Raw genomic sequence first — 16,263 nt, 5'->3', positions numbered from 1 at the left:
ACCCCGGGCCCCTCCCCGACGACCGGAAGGAAACGGCCGTGACCGTGGCCCGGACCGGCCTGCCCGCCCTGGTGGCGCGGCACGCCGAACACACCCCCGACGCCCTCGCCGTGGCGGACGGCGACACCACCCTGACGTACGCGCAGCTGGTCTCGCGCGCCCGCGCCCTCGCCTCCCACCTCCACGACCAGGGCGTACGCCCCGGCGACTCCGTGGCGCTCCTGATGCCCCGCTCGGCCCGGACCGTCGTCGCCCAGCTCGCCCTGTGGTGGGCGGGCGCCGCCTGCGTGCCCCTCGACCCGGGCCACCCAAGGCCCCGTACCGAGGCCATGCTGGAGGACTCCGGCGCCACCTTGACCGTCGGCGACAGCAAGCTGCTCGAAGCGGCCGCGACACCGGGCGCGGTCCTGGCCCTGCCCGACGACGAGCAGCCGGCTGAAGGAGCGGGGGTGAGCGGCGAGGGCCCCGACCCGGACGGCACCGCGTTCGTCATGTTCACCTCGGGCTCCACGGGCCGCCCCAAGGGCGTCGCCGTGCGCCACGGCGCCATAGCCGAACTCGTCACCGATCCGGACTACGTCACCGTCACCGCGCGCGACCGGGTGCTGCTGCACTCGCCCGCCACCTTCGACGGCTCGACGTTCGAGGTGTGGGCGGCGCTCGCCAACGGCGCCGCCGTCGTCGTGTGCACCACCGAACGCCCCTCGTTCGAGGACCTGGCCAAGGTGGTGGAGCGGCAGGGCGTCACCGTGGCGTTCTTCACCACCGCGCTCTTCCACCAGCTCGCCGCGCGCCGCTCGCGCGTCTTCGCGCTGCTGCGCACCGTGGTCGTGGGCGGCGAGGCGATGGCCGCGCAGCACGCCCGTGCCGTCCTGCGCGCCTTCCCCTGGGTCGAACTCGTCAACGGCTACGGCCCGACCGAGACGACCACCTTCGCCACCGCCCACCGCGTCAGCGACCGCGACTGCGACGGGCCCGTGCCCATCGGCCGCCCCATCGCCGGCGCCACCGCCCACATCCTCGACGAAGCGGGCCTGCCCGTCGCCGACGGCGCGCGCGGCGAACTGTGGGTCGGCGGCAGCCGCCTGGCCCACGGATACACCCGGCAGCCCGGCCTGACCGCCGAGCGCTTCGTCGACCACCCGGTGCTCGGCCGCCTCTACCGCACCGGCGACCTCGTCTCGGCCCGCCCCGACGGTGCCCTTGACTTCCACGGCCGCACGGACGACCAGGTCAAGGTGCGCGGTTTCCGGATCGAGCCCGGCGAGATCGAGCACGCCCTGCGCGAGCAGCCGGAGGTCGACGACGCGGCTGTCGCCGTGCGCCGCCCCACCCCCGACGACGCCCGCCTCGCCGCGTTCGTGGTCGCGGGATCCGGCCCCGTGCCCCGCGCCGAGGCCCTGCTCGCCCGGCTCGGCGCCGTCCTGCCCGCCCACCTGGTCCCCGACGAGCTGACCTTCGTCGAGCACCTGCCGCTCACCAGCTCCGGCAAGGTGGACCGCCGCGCGCTCGGTGAGCTCGGCACGGCGGTCGAGGTGGGCGGCGCCGCCGAACCGCTGACACCGCTCCAGGGGGCCGTCGCCGAGGTGTGGAGCCGCTCGCTCGGCTGCGAAGTGACCCGCCCCGACGCCGACTTCCTCGACCTCGGCGGCCACTCCCTGCTCGCCCTCGTCGTCGCCGAGGACCTGCGCGAAGAGCTCGGCGTCGAACTGTCCCTCGCCGACTTCTTCACCGCCCCCACCGTGGCGGGCCACGCCGACCTGGTCGAGCGCGCCCTGCTCGCCGCCCACACCGATCTGCGCCCCGACGCGCCCGAGGACACCGATGGCCACTGACACCTCCGCCGCCGCCCTCCAGCAAGAGCTGCTGCGCAGGGCCCGCGCCCGCGCCGCCGGCCGTCCCCAGACCCCGGCGCCCGCGGTCACCCCCGACCCGGGCCCGGCCCCGCTCACCCACGCCCAGCGCCGCATGTGGCTGATGGAACGGCTCGGGCAGAACAGCGCCCAGTACAGCGTGCCGTTCGCCACCCGGCTGCGCGGCCCGCTCGACCTGGACGCGTTGAGCACCGCCCTGACCGAACTCGTACGCCGGCACGGCATCCTGCGCACCCGCTACGGGCGCGACGGCGATGAGCCCTACCAGGAAGCGCTCCCCGCGCCCGCCCGTATCGCGGTGAACGTCCTCGACGCGCCGGGCAACGGCGACGACCTCCTCGCCGAGGAGGCCCGCCGCCCGTTCGACCTGGCCGAGAACACCCTGCCGCGCGCCCTGGTCCTGCGGCACGGACCCGAGGACCACACCGTCCTTCTGACGTTCCATCACATAGCCATCGACGGCGGCTCGTTGGAGACGGTCGCGGGGGAGCTCGCCGCTCTCTACGCCGCCGCGCTCGACGGCCGCGCGGGCGAGCTGCCCGAGCCGCCGCAGTACGCGGACTTCGCGCGCCGCGAGCACGCGGGGGCCGCCCGGCTGGAGGACGGCCTCGCGCACTGGACCCGCGCGCTCGCCGGAGCCACCGCGCCCCGGCTGCCCCGGCCGAGCGCCCCGCCCCCGGACGTGGCCGAGCACCCGGCGGCGACCCGCACCACCGCCCTGGGCGAGCAGGTCCTTCCGGCCCTGCGCGCCCTGGGACGCGAGCGCCGCGCCACCGTCTTCACGGTGGGTCTGGCCGCCGCGTTCGCCGCGCTGCACCGCCTCACCGGCGAGACGGACCTCGTCATCGGCTGCGCCGCCACCCACCGCGAGGGCCAGGCCATGCGCGGCCTGGTGGGGCTGTGCGTCAACACGCTCCCGGTCCGCGTCGACCTGTCCGGCGACCCCGACTTCGCCGGACTTGTCGAGCGCGTACGTGACGCGCTCCTGGCCGCCCAGCAGCACCGCGTGGTGCCCTTCGACCTGATCCTCGAACGGCTCGGCGCCCAGGCACGGGGCGACGACGGCACCGCCCTGGTGCGCGTCACCACCGACATCGTCGGCGAGCCGACAGCCCTTCGCCTTCCGGGACTTGACGCGGGCCCCGTCGAAGTCGGCCTGGGTGAGGCCAAGTTCGACCTCACGCTCGGCATCCTGGACACGGAACACCCCCAGAGCCTCGTCCAGTACGCGCGGGCCGCCCTCGACGAGGGGACCGGGGACGCCCTCGCCGCCTCCTACGCCGACCTGCTCACGGCCGTCGCGGGTGACCCCGCGCTCCGGCTGTCCCAGCTGCCCGGCCGCCGCGCCGAGCCGGCCCCGGAGACCGGCCACCCGGCCGAGGCCCGCCTCCTGGCCCACCCCGAGGTCGCCGAGGCGTACGTACCGGACCCGCACGGCGGCCCCCTCGTCGCCTACGCCGTCCTTGGCCGCACCGGCGGCCCCTCGCCCGTACAACTCCGCGCGCATCTGCGCCGGGTCCTCGGGCGCGAACTCGTCCCGGCCGCCGTCACACTGCTGGACGAGATGCCCCGTACGCCCGACGGCGCCGTGGACAGCGCGCGGCTGCCGGCCCTGCCGCGCCCCGAGGCACCGGAAGGCCGCCACATCCAAGCGGTCACGGACGCCTTCGCGCAGCTCCTGGACCGCAGGCCGGAGCCGGACGACGACTTCTTCGCGCTCGGCGGTCACTCCCTGGCCGCCGTCCAGCTCGCCGAACGTCTGCGCTCCGCGCTCACGCTGCCGCTGATCGGCCTGGACATCATGCAGACCCGTACACCCCGCGCCATCGCGGCGCTGCTGGACTCGCGCGCGGCGGAGCGGACGGCCGCCGTCGCGGCGTCGGCGTCGAAGTCGGCGTCGGCCGGGCGACCGCGCCGGACGCGGGCCGGCACGGTCCTGGTGACCGGTGGCACGGGTGGCGTCGGCGCGTTCGTCCTGCGCGAACTGGCGTCCCAGGGGCGGCCCGTCCTCGCCCTGGCCCGGCCCGAGTCCGCGCACCTGGTCGGCGGCGACGGCGTCGAGGTGATCGAGGGCGACCTCGGTGACCTGGACAGCCTGCGCCGCGCCGTCGAGGGCGCCGACGCCGTGATCCACGCGGCGTGCACGTTCACCCGTCCCGAGGTGGACGTGGCGGCGATGCGGGCCATGGTGGACGCCTGGCGCGGCGGCCCGTTCGTGTTCGTCAGCAGCGTGGACGCCTATGGCCGCCCCGAGGCGGCGCGGGTCGCCGAGGAATCATCCTCGCGGGCACCGCTCAGCGCGTACGGACAGGCCAAGCTCGACTGCGAAGCACTCCTGCTCCACGCGGCCGGCACCGAGGGCCGTGGCGGCGCGAGCGCCGTGCGCTCACCCATCGTGTGGGGCGCCCACGACCGGCTGCGCGACCAACTGCGCTGGGGCGCCACGGGGTTGCTGTACCAGGCCGCTCTCGCCGGGAGCCCCATCAGCCTGCCCGCCCCCGGCGCCGGCGGTCACGACTGGTACGGGGCGCCCTGGGTGCACGCCGCCGCGCTCGCCCGCGCCGTGACCGCCTGCCTCGACGCCCCCGTCCACGGCGTGGCCAACGCCGTGAGCGGCCACGTGGCCTGGTCCGACCTGACCGCCGAGCTGATGGCACTGCTCGGCAGCGACAGCACGGTGACCTTCGACGACACGGTGCACCAGGACCTCGACCACCGCTGGCACTACCGCGCGGACCGCCTCGCCACGGCGCTGCGGCCCGAGCCGGGCGAGGACCTGCACACGGTACTCGCCTCGATGATCAAGGAGCCCGGACGGGGGAAGACCGCGTCACTCACCGGGTCCGGTGAGTGACACACCCTCGGGCAGGTCTCGCAGCCGCACCACCGGTGTCAGGTCCCGCAGGTAGGTGCGGTGCCAGCAGGCACGGGTCTCGCGCCGCTCGGGCCAGGTCGTGAACCGGTACTGGTAGAGCCGGGCCCTGACGTAGACGGGGGGCCGGTCGGGGAAGGGGTTGCGGCGCAGGAGGCGCAGGGTGTCCCGGTCGTTCAGGAGCAGCCGCAGGAGGAAACCGTCGAACCAGGCGGCCCCGTAGGAGGGGGAGAGGGCGACGAACCAGAGCAGCCAGTCCAGCCGCAGGTGGAAGGGGGCGAACTGGCGCGGCCAGTGCCGCGGATCGCCCGGCTTGCCCCGGAACTCGTACTCCCGCCACGGGGTGTCGGGGGAGATCTCCTGGCCGGCCGGCCGCAGCACCGGGTGGCCCCGCCCCTCGCGCTGCTTGTACCACTGCGCCTCGTGGGGGCCGGGCGGCGGATGAGGGGGCTCCGGTGCGCCGGGAGGCCCCCGGTGCGCCGCGCCCTCGACGACCACCTCGTGCCGGATCCGCGTGACGCTGCCGAACGCGCCGTACGAATTCACCAGATGCAACGGCTCGTACGTGGTGTTCATGCGCTGCCCGCGCGAGACGAGGTTGCGGGCCGGGCGGTAGCTCAGCGCCAGGACGAGGGCGGCGGCCAGGAGGACCACGCTCTCGTACCAGAGCGGAGGCGGGGCCAACGCGGGGGAGTTCGCGACGCGGGGGCCGTCCACGGCGGAGGCGGCCAGGACGATGGTCAGCCAGTTCAGCCAGGCGAAGTTGCCGGAGAGCACGAGCCACAGCTGGGTGCACACGACGAGGAGCGCCGCGATGCCCGCCACCGGCTGCGGGGTGAACAGGGCCAGCGGGACCACGAGTTGGACGACGTGGTTGGCCGCCACCTCCACGCGGTGGACAGGCTTGGGCAGATGGTGGAAGAACCAGCTCAGAGGCCCGGGCATCGGCTGTGTCTCGTGGTGGTAGTACAGACAGGTCAGATCGCGCCAGCAGGGGTCGCCGCGCATCTTGATCAGGCCGGCGCCGAACTCGACGCGGAACAGCACCCAGCGCAGGAGCCACATCACGATCACCGGCGGGGCGACGTCGTCGTTGCCGAGGAAGACGGCGAGGAACCCCGCCTCCAGGAGAAGCGACTCCCAGCCGAAGCCGTACCAGGTCTGGCCCACGTTCACGATGGACAGGTACAGCGCCCACAGCACCGCCCAGCACACCATGGCCGCCCAGAGCGGCAACGCGTCGGCCGCACCCGCCGCCACGGCCGCCGCCAGCAGCGCCCCCGCCCAGGCGCAGGAGGCGAACCAGCGGTCCGAGTAGCGCAGTTGGAAGATGCTGGGGGCCCGGCGGAAGGGCACGCGCTCGACGAAGGCGGGCACGGGCAGCATCCCGCGCTCCCCGATGAGGGCCCGGAACTGCCGGGCCGCCACCAGGAACGCCACCACGTAGACGACGGCGAGGGAACGCTGGAACACGAGCCTGCCGAGCCAGTAGGCCGACGAGGAGAACCACTGCACGGCCGGGTCGCCTCCTGGTGACGGGGGCAGGGGAATGCCCGCGACCCCTTCGTAACCGGCGGCGGCGCGCCAAGTCCAGGCCGACGAGCCCCCCTTCACCCGCTCGCGCGGCAACCCCGATCATCGCAAGAGGGGCGTGCGAAGCCCCGGGGCCGTCAGGAGGAGCCGGGACCGGCCGGGGGAGCCCCGACGGCGGCGGCCTCGTACAGGGCCCGCGTCGCGTCGCCGAAGTACGCGCTGTAGGAGACCTGGGGCGTGTTGCCGCCGGTGTGGTAGCCGCCGATCACCCCGACCACTCCCCACTCGCCGTGCCACGGCACCAGCATGGGGCCGCCGCTGGTGCCGCCCACGAAACCGTCGCAGGTGATGCGCGAGAACGTGCCCGGGTCGGCCGGGTCGTCGCTGACCCACTTGGTGGTCCGGCTCAGGCACTCCAGCGGTTTCTGGGCGCCGCCGGGGTACCCGATCATCCGCACCGGGGTGTGCGCGTACCCCGTTCCGGTGAGCAACTCGACCGCGCCGGTGGCGTCCTCCAGCGGCTCGCCCTCCTCATTGGGTTCGGTGAGCGCGAACCCGAAGTCGTAGGCGGCGCCCGCGTGTTCACCCCGGTCGTAGTACTCCTGCGGGACGTACACGCCGTTGTCCCGCACGGGGAAGACGCCGAACGGCTTGAGGCCGTCGTGGTACTGCGGCACGAAGGCGAGGTGGCGGCGCGGCGAGGCGCCGGCGTACCCCTTGAGGCAGTGCCCCGCGCTGAGGACCAGGTCGTGGCCGGGGCTGCGGACCACCGAGCCGCTGCACGTACGCCCCGTACCGGAGTCGTCGGTCCAGAAGAACGTGCCGGCCTGCGGGATGCCGTCGAAACTGCTGCTCGGCGGAATGAACTCCCCGGGCCGAGGACCGTCCACGGTGGTCGTGTCGCCCCGCGCCGACGGCCCGCCGCCTCCGCGCTCCTCGTCGGGCACCGCCGCCGTCAGGCGCGCGGCGGTCCAATAGGCGCTCAGCCGCTCCGCGTCCGGGTTCGGGTCCGCCGGGGACGCCGCGAAAGCCGCCGACCCGAGCCCCGCCGACACCAGCAGGGTGGCCGCCGCCAGGGCGGCGTGCCGGATGATCCTGGTCCTGCGCACCATCGATTCCCCTCTGCCCGGACATGGGTGACGACTCACCATACGGCGGCCCGGGCCGGAGACAGTAGTGCGCGTGGCCGCCCGGGCGCGCCGTGGCGGCGAGGCGAGGACGAGCCTTTTCGGCGCCCCTGCACACCCGCGAAACCAGCGGCGATAGGCGGATCGCTATGGCCGCGTTGCCCGGACGGCTCTTGGACGGCGACGGTGCCCGGCTGTTGTGCTTGAGCCATGCGAGACCACACGAAACACCCCGCCCTCCCGCGCCGCTCCCGCACGAAGGGGCCTGCGGCACTGCTCGCCCTCCTGGTGCTCACCACCACCGGCGTCTCCACGGCGCAGGCGGCCGAGGCCCCCGCCACGGCGCCCGCCCACACCTTCGCGGCCGCGGTCCCGCCCGCCACGCACGGCGGGCAAGTGGCCGACACCATCGGGCAGTTGGAGGCGGACCATCACGTACGCATCGGCGCCTTCGCCCTCGACACCGCCACCGGCCGGACCCTCTCCTACCGGGGCGACGAGCGGTTCCCCGCCCTGTCCACGTTCAAGGCCATGGTGTGCGCCGCCGTCCTGGACCGGGCGCGACACGTGGAGCCGGGGCTCATGGACAAGGTCGTCCACTGGACCAAGGCCGACGAGGTCGACAACTCCCCGCTCACCGAGGGCAGGGGCGAGCAGGGGATGACCGTCGCCGGCCTCTGCCACGCGGCCATCACCCGGAGCGACAACACGGCCGGAAACCTGTTGCTCCGTCAGATCGACGGACCCGACGGCCTCACCCGCTACTACCGGTCGCTGCGCGATCCGTTCTCCCGCCTCGACCGCTGGGAGCCGGAGTTGAACCGCTGGGAGCCCGGGGAGCGGCGCGACACCACGACCCCCTCGGCCATGGGCCGCGACCTCGCCAGGGTCTCCCTCACCCGGGCCCTGGTCCCCGAGGACCGCGCCCAACTCACGTCGTGGCTGCGTGCCACCACCACGGGCGACGCCCGCATCAGGGCCGGGCTGCCCGAGGACTGGACGGTCGGCGACAAGACCGGCACCAGTGACTCCTACGGGTCCGCCAACGACATCGCCATCGCCTGGCCCCCGTCCGGGCACCCCGTGATCATCGCGATCTACACCAACCACACCGCCCCCGTCGCCGCCACGGACGAAGCGGTGATCAAGAGCACGACGACGGCGCTGGTACGAGGGCTCGGCGTGCCGTCCGCCTGACGGCCCGTCCGGACCGGGGGCCCGCGCCCGTTTCGGCGCGTCCTGGCGTGCCGCCGCCGCGCGGTTCTGCCAGGGTCGGCCTGTACGTGACGGCGTACGCCCCGGGGCCGGCGCCCCCGGGACCGGCGGCGCCCCTCACCCAAGGAAGTGGGACCAAGGCATGGAGAAGTTCTCCCTGGAAGCGATCGCCCGCGCTCAGCTGACGGCCGCCCGGGACTCGGGCGCGGGGCGCAGCGCGTCCACCGTCATCGGCGGCCACGAACGCGTACTGCGGCAGACGGTCATGGCCCTGACCGAAGGGAGCTCGCTCAGTGAACACGTGATCGGGGGCGAGGCGACGCTCCTGGTGTGCTGGGGCCGTATCCGGCTGGTCACGGACGGGGACAGCTGGGAGGGCCGCGACGGTGATCTGCTGGCCGTGCCGGGCGCGCCCCACACAGTGGAGGCGCTGGAGGACTCGGCGTTCCTGCTGACCGTCGCGATGGTCTGAACGCGCGCAACCTCGCGGGCCGTCACCCCGAGGTGGCACAAGCGTGGCGGCGGAAGGGGCCGCCGGTCGGCCCCTGCCCTGAGGCCCCCGCGCGCGGCCCCTACGGGACGGCCCGCAGGAGCCCCTGAAGGAAGGGCCCGCCAGGGCTCGTCCGCCCGGGCGATGAACGCGGGGCGCGCGGATCGGATCCTGGGAAAAGGCCGCGCACGGCGGCCGCCGACAACGCCCCCGGCCGGTGGGCGGCCCCGTGGCCGGTGCCACGTGCGGCCCCCGGCCGGCCGGAGCCCCGCGTCCGCCCGCACGCGCCGCTTCGCGTCGTCGGCCCGGTGCCGGGCAGCACAGGAAGGGACCCCGCCATGACCGCCGCCCCAAGCTCGCACCCCCAAGCCGCCCGCGTCCGCACGGAGCACCTGGACCATCCCCGCACCCGGGCGGCGTTCCGGGGCGCGCGGCTGCTCGTCGGGGGCTATCTCGCGCTCAGCGTCCTCACCCTGGGGGCCGTCGTCCTGCTGCGCGACGACTCGGCGGCGGTGAACTTGGCCGTGTGGGTGCGCGCCTCCATCGTCGTCCTCAGCGCTGTGGTGACTTATCTGTGCGTCACGCGGGCGGCGGCCGGCTCGCGCTCGGCGTACCGCAGACTGAGGATCCTCTCCGGCGTCATGGTTGTGGCCATCGCCGCGATCATCGCCCTGCCCGGCGCGTTCCCCCTGTGGCTGAAGACCGAACAGGCGGTCTGCGGAGTGCTCCTGCTCGCCGTGGTCGCCCTGGTCAACGGCAAGCACCTGCGGTCGTTGTTCGCCGGCGAGTGAACGGGAGGCGCCTACGCCCTCAGCGTGACCGGGTGTGGCGCGGGGCGCGGCGGCGCAGCGTACGGGAATGACTTCGGCCATCGCTCATCTCAGTGACCCGCACATCACGACAGGCCCGCTGGCCGGCCCGCCCGCCGAGGCGCTGAGCCGCGCGCTGGGCCGTGTCCTCACACTCGATCCGCCCCCGGACGCCGTGGTCGTCACCGGCGACCTCGCCGACCGGGGCAGGGCCGAGGAGTATGCGGCGCTGCGCGCCCTGCTCACCGGGTTCCCCCTGCCGCTGCATCTGGTCGCGGGCAACCACGACGATCCGCGGGCGCTGCGCGAGGTCTTCGAGGGCACTGCCTTCCTCGGCTCCCCCGGCGCCGCACACGAGACGCGCTACGTGGTGGAGCACCCGGGCCTCACCGTCGTCGTCGCCGACTCGACGGCGCCCGGCTCGCCCGGCGGCCGGCTGGGCGAGGCCCAACTCACCTGGCTGGACACGGTACTTGAGCGCCGCCCGGATGTCCCCGCGCTCGTCTGTCTGCACCATCCGCCCCTGCCCGTCGGGATCCCCTTCCTCGACGGGATGCGGCTGGCCGACGGCGAGGAGCTGGCCGCCGTGGTGGCACGTCATCCACGGGTCGTACGGGTGCTGGCGGGCCATGTGCACCGCGCCGTGACCACCGCCTTCGCCGGCACCGTCCTGGCCGTCGCGCCCAGCACCCACCTGCACAGCGGTCTCGCGCTGCGCGGCGGGGTGCCCCACTACCTGGCGGAACCGACGTCCTTCCTGCTGCACCTGCGTACGGACACCGGGTGGGTGACCCACACCGTGCCCGTCAGCCACGCGGGGGCGCCCGTGGCCGTGTGGTGAGGTCAGGAGGTGAAACCCACGTGCACGTGGTCGTGGTGGGTGTCGTCGCTGAAGAACTGGTTCGCCGTGGCGCCGCCGGTGAGCTGGACGGGGCCGCCCACGTTGTACGACCCGGCCGCCGCCGCGGCCCGCATGAAGCCGGTGATCAGGGCGCGCGAGGTGGCGGGATCGACGACGGGGCGGCCGTTGACGCGCCATACGTCGAAGGCGCGGCCACGCGGATGGTCGCTCGGGCGGTCGGTGCCGAACACGTCGAGGGGGTGCCCCGAGCGTACGACGCTGACCGACAGCCGGTAGGAGCCCGCGAGGTGGAGCATGGCCCGCAGCACACTGTCGTGCACGGCGCCGCTTCGGATGTCGGCGGCGGATGCGGGCGGCAGCTCGATCCGGGACTGGGCCAGGACGTCGCGCGCCGCCGCGCTCAAAGCGACGGCCGGTCCCGGCGCCGCCGGGTGCAGGGCGGTGACGCGCCAGCCGTCGGCGGTGCGGCTGAGGCGCACGTCGACGGTGGTGCCACCCGGCCGGACCGCGCCTCCGGTCAGGGCCGGCTGGTCACAGACCACCAGCACACTCGCCGTGTCGGGCAGGATCCCGCCGTACTGGGCGTCGATCACCCGGACGACCGCCGCGTCGGCCGGCGGCCGCAACGACCCTGCCTGGGCGGCGAGTTCGGACGCCGTGGCCTCGGGGATCCCCAGGCGGGCGGCCCGGCCCGCCGCCGCACGCTCCCCGCCCTGCCCCGCAGGCCACGTCCCGAGCGCTTCGACGAGCCGGACGGCGGCGACTTTGGCGGCGGGCTCGATCTCCCCTGCGCCGGGCCGCCACGCCACGGCCGGCGGCAGCGCCGTACGAGGGCTCGCGGCCGGCGCCCGGGAGCCGGACGCGGACGAGGGCGAGGTGAACGGGGACGCGGCGGACGAAGCCGACGGGGCGGACGAGGCACGCATGGCTCCGCCGGAACAGGCGGCGGTACCCGCGCACCAGGCCGCCGTGCCGAGCAGCACCGCCCGGCGCGTGACGGCGCGTGCGGGGGTTTCGCTGAGCGGATGAGGCAGGACCATGACCGGCTCCTTGGACGCGCGGCGGACGCAGCGCCGTCAGTATCCGCCCCGCGCCCCCGGCGGCCGCGCACCGACGCGAACGGCCGGCTGCCGCGCGGGCCCGGGGTGCCCGCCGGTCGCGGCCGTGCGCGGGTCATGATGGGTGCCGCAGCGCGACCGCAATGACGAGGAGCACCATGGCCAGCAGGGTTCACCAAGCACGGGAGAACGAGGAGTTCTCCTTCATCCTGAATCTGGCCGGCGGCCCGGTGCTCGCGTACTTCTTCGGCACCTGGCCGAAGGCCGTCGATGCGTGCAGGGCGATGGACGCGGTCGTGAGCGGCGTCGCCGACGAGTACGCGGGGCGGCTGACCGTGGTCAAGGCCGACATGGCGCGGTGCCCCGAACCCGTACGGCGTTACGGTGTCACGGGCGCGCCCACCGTGGTCCTGATCGAGGACGGGGAGGCGACGGGCATCGAGGCGGGAGCGATGGACCGGTCGGCTCTCAAGGAGTTCCTGGACGCCCGTCTCTGACGCACCATCAGATGATTGGGGGGAGGCGTTCGACCGCCACCATCGCGGCATCGTCACCGAGGGCCCCGGTGGGCGCGTGTGCCAGAAGGTCGTCGCGCAGGTAACTCAGCAGGGCGCGGGGGCCGGCGCCCCGCCACGCGGCCGCCCGTTCGGTCAGGGGGTAGAAGACACCGCGCTCGTCGCGGGCTTCGAGGACGCCGTCCGTATAGAGGAGCAGGATGTCGCCCGGCTCGAACGGGAAGCTCTGCGCGCCGAGCCGGGTCGCCGCGAACTCCACGAGACCCAGCGGAGGCGCCGGCAGGTCCACATCGAGGGAGATCACACGGCCACCGCGCAACAGCAGCGGCGGCGGGTGGCCGCAGTTGACGAGCGAGAGCGCACGGCCGGAGTCGGGGATGTCGAGCAGGGCCGCGGTGATGAAGGACTCGCCCGGATCATCGGCGTAGGAGTCGGCGGGCGCGTCACCGTCGGATCCGGGTCCTGGCTCGGGGCCGGGGTGCGGCGCCCGGACGCCTTCAAGGCCGGGCGCGACCGCCCGTTCGAGGTAGGCGGCCAGCGAGGGCAGGTCGGCCTCCTGGTGGGCGGAGGCCCGGAAGGCGCCCAGCACGAGCGCCGCGTCCCCGACCGCTTCGAGCCCCTTGCCGCGTACGTCTCCGATGATGAGCCGGGTGCCACCGGCGGTGCGGGCTGCGGCGTACAGGTCCCCGCCGATCCGGGCCTCGGCGGCCGCCGCCAGATACACGCTCGCCACCCGCAGCGGCCCCAGCCGTTCGCGCAGGGGCCGCAGCACCACCTGCTGGGCGGCCTCGGCCACCGAACGCAACTGCACCAGCTCCTTCTCGTGCACCTCACGCAGATGGGCGAAGACGGTCACGCACACCGAGATCAGGACCAGCGTGATGATCTGGAACGTGTGGTTGAGGTCGGTGACGCTGCCGCGCACCATCGAGACGATCACCTGCGCGAGGACGGCGACGGCCCCGATCAGGGCCGTGGCCCGGGGGCCCGCGAAGGACGCCGTGACGGCGGGGGCCGCGGCGAGGAACGGGCCGAGGTGCACATCGGGCGGGGCCAGCAGGTCGCCCACGGTGACCAGTGCGATCATCGCGAACGGCACCGCCATCACCGCGTGCCGGGGCGCCAGGGAACGGAGCTGTGCCACACGCGGTGCCTTGGGATCCATCCCACCTGCATACACCGCGCGGCCCGTCCCGTCGGCCCGGCGTGGCCGAGCGGGCGCGCCCCACCGCCCCCGCGAGCCACCCGCGTGCACCGCATGGCATCCCCCGGCGCAGACTGATCCCGGGCGCCCGGCACAGGGCGGGCGCCCGCGAGCGCGAAGCAAACCTGTGCGGCCGACGCACGGACACGAGGACAGGGGCATGGACATGGGCAGCGAGATGAGCGAGCACAGGCGCACGGCGGGGCACCCGCGAGGGGCGGCGGCCGACGCGGCGGTCCACCGCGCCGCGGTGATGACGGAGACCGACCGCCTGGTGAGCGCCGTGGCGGGCGCGGACCTGGCGACGCCGGTGCCGAGCTGTCCTGGCTGGACCCTCGTCGATCTGATCCGGCACACCGGAAGCGTCCAGCGCATGTTCTCCGGGCTGCTCGCCGGACTCGTCCAGGAACGGCCCCGCAGCCGTGACACGGAACTCGACCTGCCGACCAGCGACGACGGCTACCCCGCCTGGCTTACCGCGAGCTCGCGGGTGGCCGCCGGTGTCTTCGCCGACACCGATCCGGACGCCTCGATGTGGGTGTGGGGCGCCGATCCCCACGCCCGGTTCTGGATCCGGCGGATGCTGTTCGAGACACTGGTGCACCGCGTCGACGCGGAACTCGCCCTCGGCGTGCGGCCGGAGATCGACGCGGCCCTCGCGGCGGACGGGGTGGACGAATTCCTCGTCAATCTGCCCTTCGCGGCGTCCTTCGCGCCCAGGACCGCCGAACTGCGCGGCCAGGACACCGCCATCCGGTTCCGTTGCCTCGACCGGGCGGGGGACTGGCTGATCCGGCTGCGCCCCGACGGATTCGGGCTCGAACCCCACCCCGCCGACGGCCAGGACACGCGCCCGGCGGACGCCACGGTCCAGGCGTCCGCCGCCGATCTGCTGCTGTTCCTGTACGGCCGCCTCGACCTCACGGCGGACGCCGTCGAGACTTCGGGGGACGCCGCACTGCTCAACCACTGGGTCGCCAACTCCGTGTTCTGACCGTGGCGTTGGGGACGATGGCGGAGCCCGGGTCCGGTCTCAGGACTCGGGCCACGACACCGTGCTCGCGCGATGGGACCAGATCGCCGGCACCGCGAGCAGGGCGACCGCGCCGCCCGCCGCCATGACCGTCGAGGGCGAGGAGTGGTCCACCACGACACCACCGAGCAGCGCCCCGAGGGAGAAGGTGGCCTGGAACGACGCGGTGAACAGGACGTAGGACGCCTCCGGGGCGTCGGGAGCGGCCTTCGCGAACCAGGTCCCCGAGCACACGGGCACGGCCCCGTATCCGGCGCCCCAGACCAGCAGAAGGACCACCGCCCCCACGTCCCACCGCCCCAGCACCGGGAGCAGCAGGGTGGCGCAGGCGATCGTCGCGGCGGCCGCCGCGAAGGTGGCACGTGGGTGACGGGGCGCGTACGCCCCGCCGACGAAGTTCCCGGCGATGCCCGCCACTCCGTAGACGAGCAGGTGGACGGTGATGAGTCCGGCGCCCACCTGGGTCACCCGCTCGAGGAAGGGCGTCACATAGGTGTAGGTGGCGAAGTGCGCGAGGACGATGAGGAAGGTGGTCAGCAGGGCGAAGCGGGTGTTCACACGCTTCAGCATGGTGGCGAGGACGCGCAGGCGGGTGGCGCGCGGGGCGGGCAGCGGGGGGACCACCAGGAGCAGCAGGACCAGGACGGCCAGCGTGAAGAACCCCATGACGAGGAACGCCGTACGCCAGCCCGCGAGGTCGCCGATGAAGGTGCCCGCGGGCACCCCGAGCACCGAGCCGAGCGGGACCGCCGCGAAGATCACCGAGGTGGCCCTCGCCACCGACCGCGGGGGCACGAGCCGGCCGGCGAGGCCCGCGCCGATCGACCAGAAGCCACCGATGGTGACGCCGACCATGACCCGGGCGACCAGCATGACCCAGTAGCTGGTCGCGGCCGCTGTCAGGAAGTCGGCCAGCGCGAGCAGCAGCACGAACGCGCCGAGCATCAGCCTCCGGTCGACGCGCCCGGTGGCCGCGGTGACCAGTGGCGCGGACGCGGCGGCGAGCAGGCCGGGCAGGGTCATCATCAGGCCGGCCATGCCGTCGGAGATGGTGAAGCTGGACCCGATCTCGGTGAGCAGGCCGACGGGAAGGATCTCGCTGGTGACGATCGAGAAGAGTCCCAGCATCAGCGACAGCACGGCAAGCCAGGAGACGAGCGGTGAGCGGGGCGCGGGGGCGGCGAGATCCGGGGGAGCGGAAGTGGCGGTCGCTGTGGGCATGAGTCCCGTCCTGGGTGGGGGCAACACAAGGTGTCGCTCCACTCCAGCAGGGCCAGGCAGCCCCTTTCCGGCGGTTTCGCGACACCACCCGCGTGCCTGCGGGGTGGTGTCGCGAAACCGCGAACGGGTGCGGGGGTGAGCGCCGACGAGCGGTCGCTTCGGTCAACTCACCTGATGGTGCGCCTAGTTGTGCCCGAACTTCCGTGGCTGCTTGTGGGAGGCCTCGGACAGCGGGTGCGTGCGCTCGGGCTGGGCGGGGTTCTTCGCCTGCTCGGCGGCGTCGGTGGTGGTGGCACCGCGGTCGTGGCCGCCGGTGCGCGCTCCCCGGTTCTGACGGGTCTGCTTCTTGCTCATGCTGGTCGCCCCCTGGTGGGCATGTGGGTAGAGCCACCTCCACGCTCGCACGCGCCCGGAGGGATCGCATGTCGTGACCGGGGCCACCGGCCGCGC

The 16,263-nt window shown here is 74.3% G+C and carries 14 protein-coding genes; 8 read left to right on the top strand and 6 right to left on the bottom strand.

What is annotated here, in order from left to right:
- Positions 1-38 precede the first annotated feature (38 nt).
- A complete protein-coding gene (locus ACFYM2_RS10460) occupies positions 39-1,835 on the top strand; it encodes an amino acid adenylation domain-containing protein (RefSeq protein WP_388835051.1) in 1,797 nt (598 codons plus the stop codon).
- Positions 1,825-4,728, top strand: coding sequence for a condensation domain-containing protein (locus ACFYM2_RS10455; protein ID WP_388835048.1), 2,904 nt, complete (start codon positions 1,825-1,827; stop codon positions 4,726-4,728). The genes ACFYM2_RS10460 and ACFYM2_RS10455 overlap by 11 nt, the downstream gene beginning before the upstream one ends.
- On the opposite strand, the gene ACFYM2_RS10450 is transcribed toward ACFYM2_RS10455, so the two are convergent.
- The gene (locus tag ACFYM2_RS10450; RefSeq protein WP_388835045.1) at positions 4,705-6,261 is read right to left on the bottom strand and encodes a lipase maturation factor family protein; all 1,557 of its coding nucleotides are present in this window, start codon (positions 6,259-6,261) and stop codon (positions 4,705-4,707) included. The two genes, ACFYM2_RS10455 and ACFYM2_RS10450, sit on opposite strands and share 24 nt — an antisense overlap.
- 155 nt (positions 6,262-6,416) lie before the next feature.
- On the bottom strand, positions 6,417-7,391 hold the full coding sequence (locus ACFYM2_RS10445) for a trypsin-like serine peptidase (protein WP_388459585.1): 975 nt from the start codon (positions 7,389-7,391) through the stop codon (positions 6,417-6,419).
- Between the two features lie 225 nt (positions 7,392-7,616).
- Between ACFYM2_RS10445 and bla the strand changes: the two genes are divergently transcribed.
- The 4 genes from bla to ACFYM2_RS10425 all read left to right on the top strand — a co-directional run bounded on the left by bla (position 7,617) and on the right by ACFYM2_RS10425 (position 10,761).
- A complete protein-coding gene (bla, locus tag ACFYM2_RS10440) occupies positions 7,617-8,603 on the top strand; it encodes a class A beta-lactamase (RefSeq protein WP_388459584.1) in 987 nt (328 codons plus the stop codon).
- A gap of 160 nt (positions 8,604-8,763) precedes the next feature.
- Complete coding sequence (locus tag ACFYM2_RS10435; protein WP_359006155.1) at positions 8,764-9,093, top strand: LuxR family transcriptional regulator; 330 nt, start codon at positions 8,764-8,766, stop codon at positions 9,091-9,093.
- A 356-nt stretch (positions 9,094-9,449) separates the two neighbouring features.
- Positions 9,450-9,902, top strand: coding sequence for a hypothetical protein (locus tag ACFYM2_RS10430; RefSeq protein WP_359006157.1), 453 nt, complete (start codon positions 9,450-9,452; stop codon positions 9,900-9,902).
- Between the two features lie 67 nt (positions 9,903-9,969).
- Positions 9,970-10,761 carry a phosphodiesterase gene (locus ACFYM2_RS10425; RefSeq protein ID WP_359006160.1) on the top strand — a complete coding sequence of 264 codons (792 nt, stop codon included), beginning with the start codon at positions 9,970-9,972 and terminating at the stop codon, positions 10,759-10,761.
- 2 nt (positions 10,762-10,763) lie between these two features.
- On the opposite strand, the gene ACFYM2_RS10420 is transcribed toward ACFYM2_RS10425, so the two are convergent.
- Positions 10,764-11,822 (bottom strand): hypothetical protein, encoded by a 1,059-nt coding sequence (locus ACFYM2_RS10420; RefSeq protein WP_388835042.1) that lies wholly within the window; start codon positions 11,820-11,822, stop codon positions 10,764-10,766.
- A 176-nt stretch (positions 11,823-11,998) separates the two neighbouring features.
- Here ACFYM2_RS10420 and ACFYM2_RS10415 point away from each other — a divergent pair, with 176 nt between their 5' ends.
- Positions 11,999-12,337: a thioredoxin domain-containing protein gene (locus ACFYM2_RS10415; RefSeq protein WP_359006166.1), complete on the top strand. Its 339-nt coding sequence runs from the start codon at positions 11,999-12,001 to the stop codon at positions 12,335-12,337.
- Positions 12,338-12,344: 7 nt separating this feature from the next.
- On the opposite strand, the gene ACFYM2_RS10410 is transcribed toward ACFYM2_RS10415, so the two are convergent.
- A complete protein-coding gene (locus ACFYM2_RS10410; protein ID WP_388459581.1) occupies positions 12,345-13,520 on the bottom strand; it encodes a PP2C family protein-serine/threonine phosphatase in 1,176 nt (391 codons plus the stop codon).
- A 199-nt stretch (positions 13,521-13,719) separates the two neighbouring features.
- Here ACFYM2_RS10410 and ACFYM2_RS10405 point away from each other — a divergent pair, with 199 nt between their 5' ends.
- A complete protein-coding gene (locus tag ACFYM2_RS10405) occupies positions 13,720-14,553 on the top strand; it encodes a maleylpyruvate isomerase family mycothiol-dependent enzyme (RefSeq protein ID WP_388835040.1) in 834 nt (277 codons plus the stop codon).
- 39 nt (positions 14,554-14,592) lie between these two features.
- Here the strand turns inward: ACFYM2_RS10405 and ACFYM2_RS10400 are convergent, their stop codons facing one another.
- On the bottom strand, positions 14,593-15,813 hold the full coding sequence (locus tag ACFYM2_RS10400) for an MFS transporter (protein WP_388835037.1): 1,221 nt from the start codon (positions 15,811-15,813) through the stop codon (positions 14,593-14,595).
- 183 nt (positions 15,814-15,996) lie between these two features.
- The gene (locus ACFYM2_RS10395) at positions 15,997-16,167 is read right to left on the bottom strand and encodes a hypothetical protein (protein WP_359006177.1); all 171 of its coding nucleotides are present in this window, start codon (positions 16,165-16,167) and stop codon (positions 15,997-15,999) included.
- Between the last annotated feature and the right edge of the window lie 96 nt (positions 16,168-16,263).

The organism is Streptomyces sp. NPDC006711 (assembly GCF_042869775.1).
GTDB lineage: Bacteria > Actinomycetota > Actinomycetes > Streptomycetales > Streptomycetaceae > Streptomyces.
Note: the sequence above shows the minus strand (reverse complement) of the source record. Positions and strands in the feature narration are given on the sequence as shown.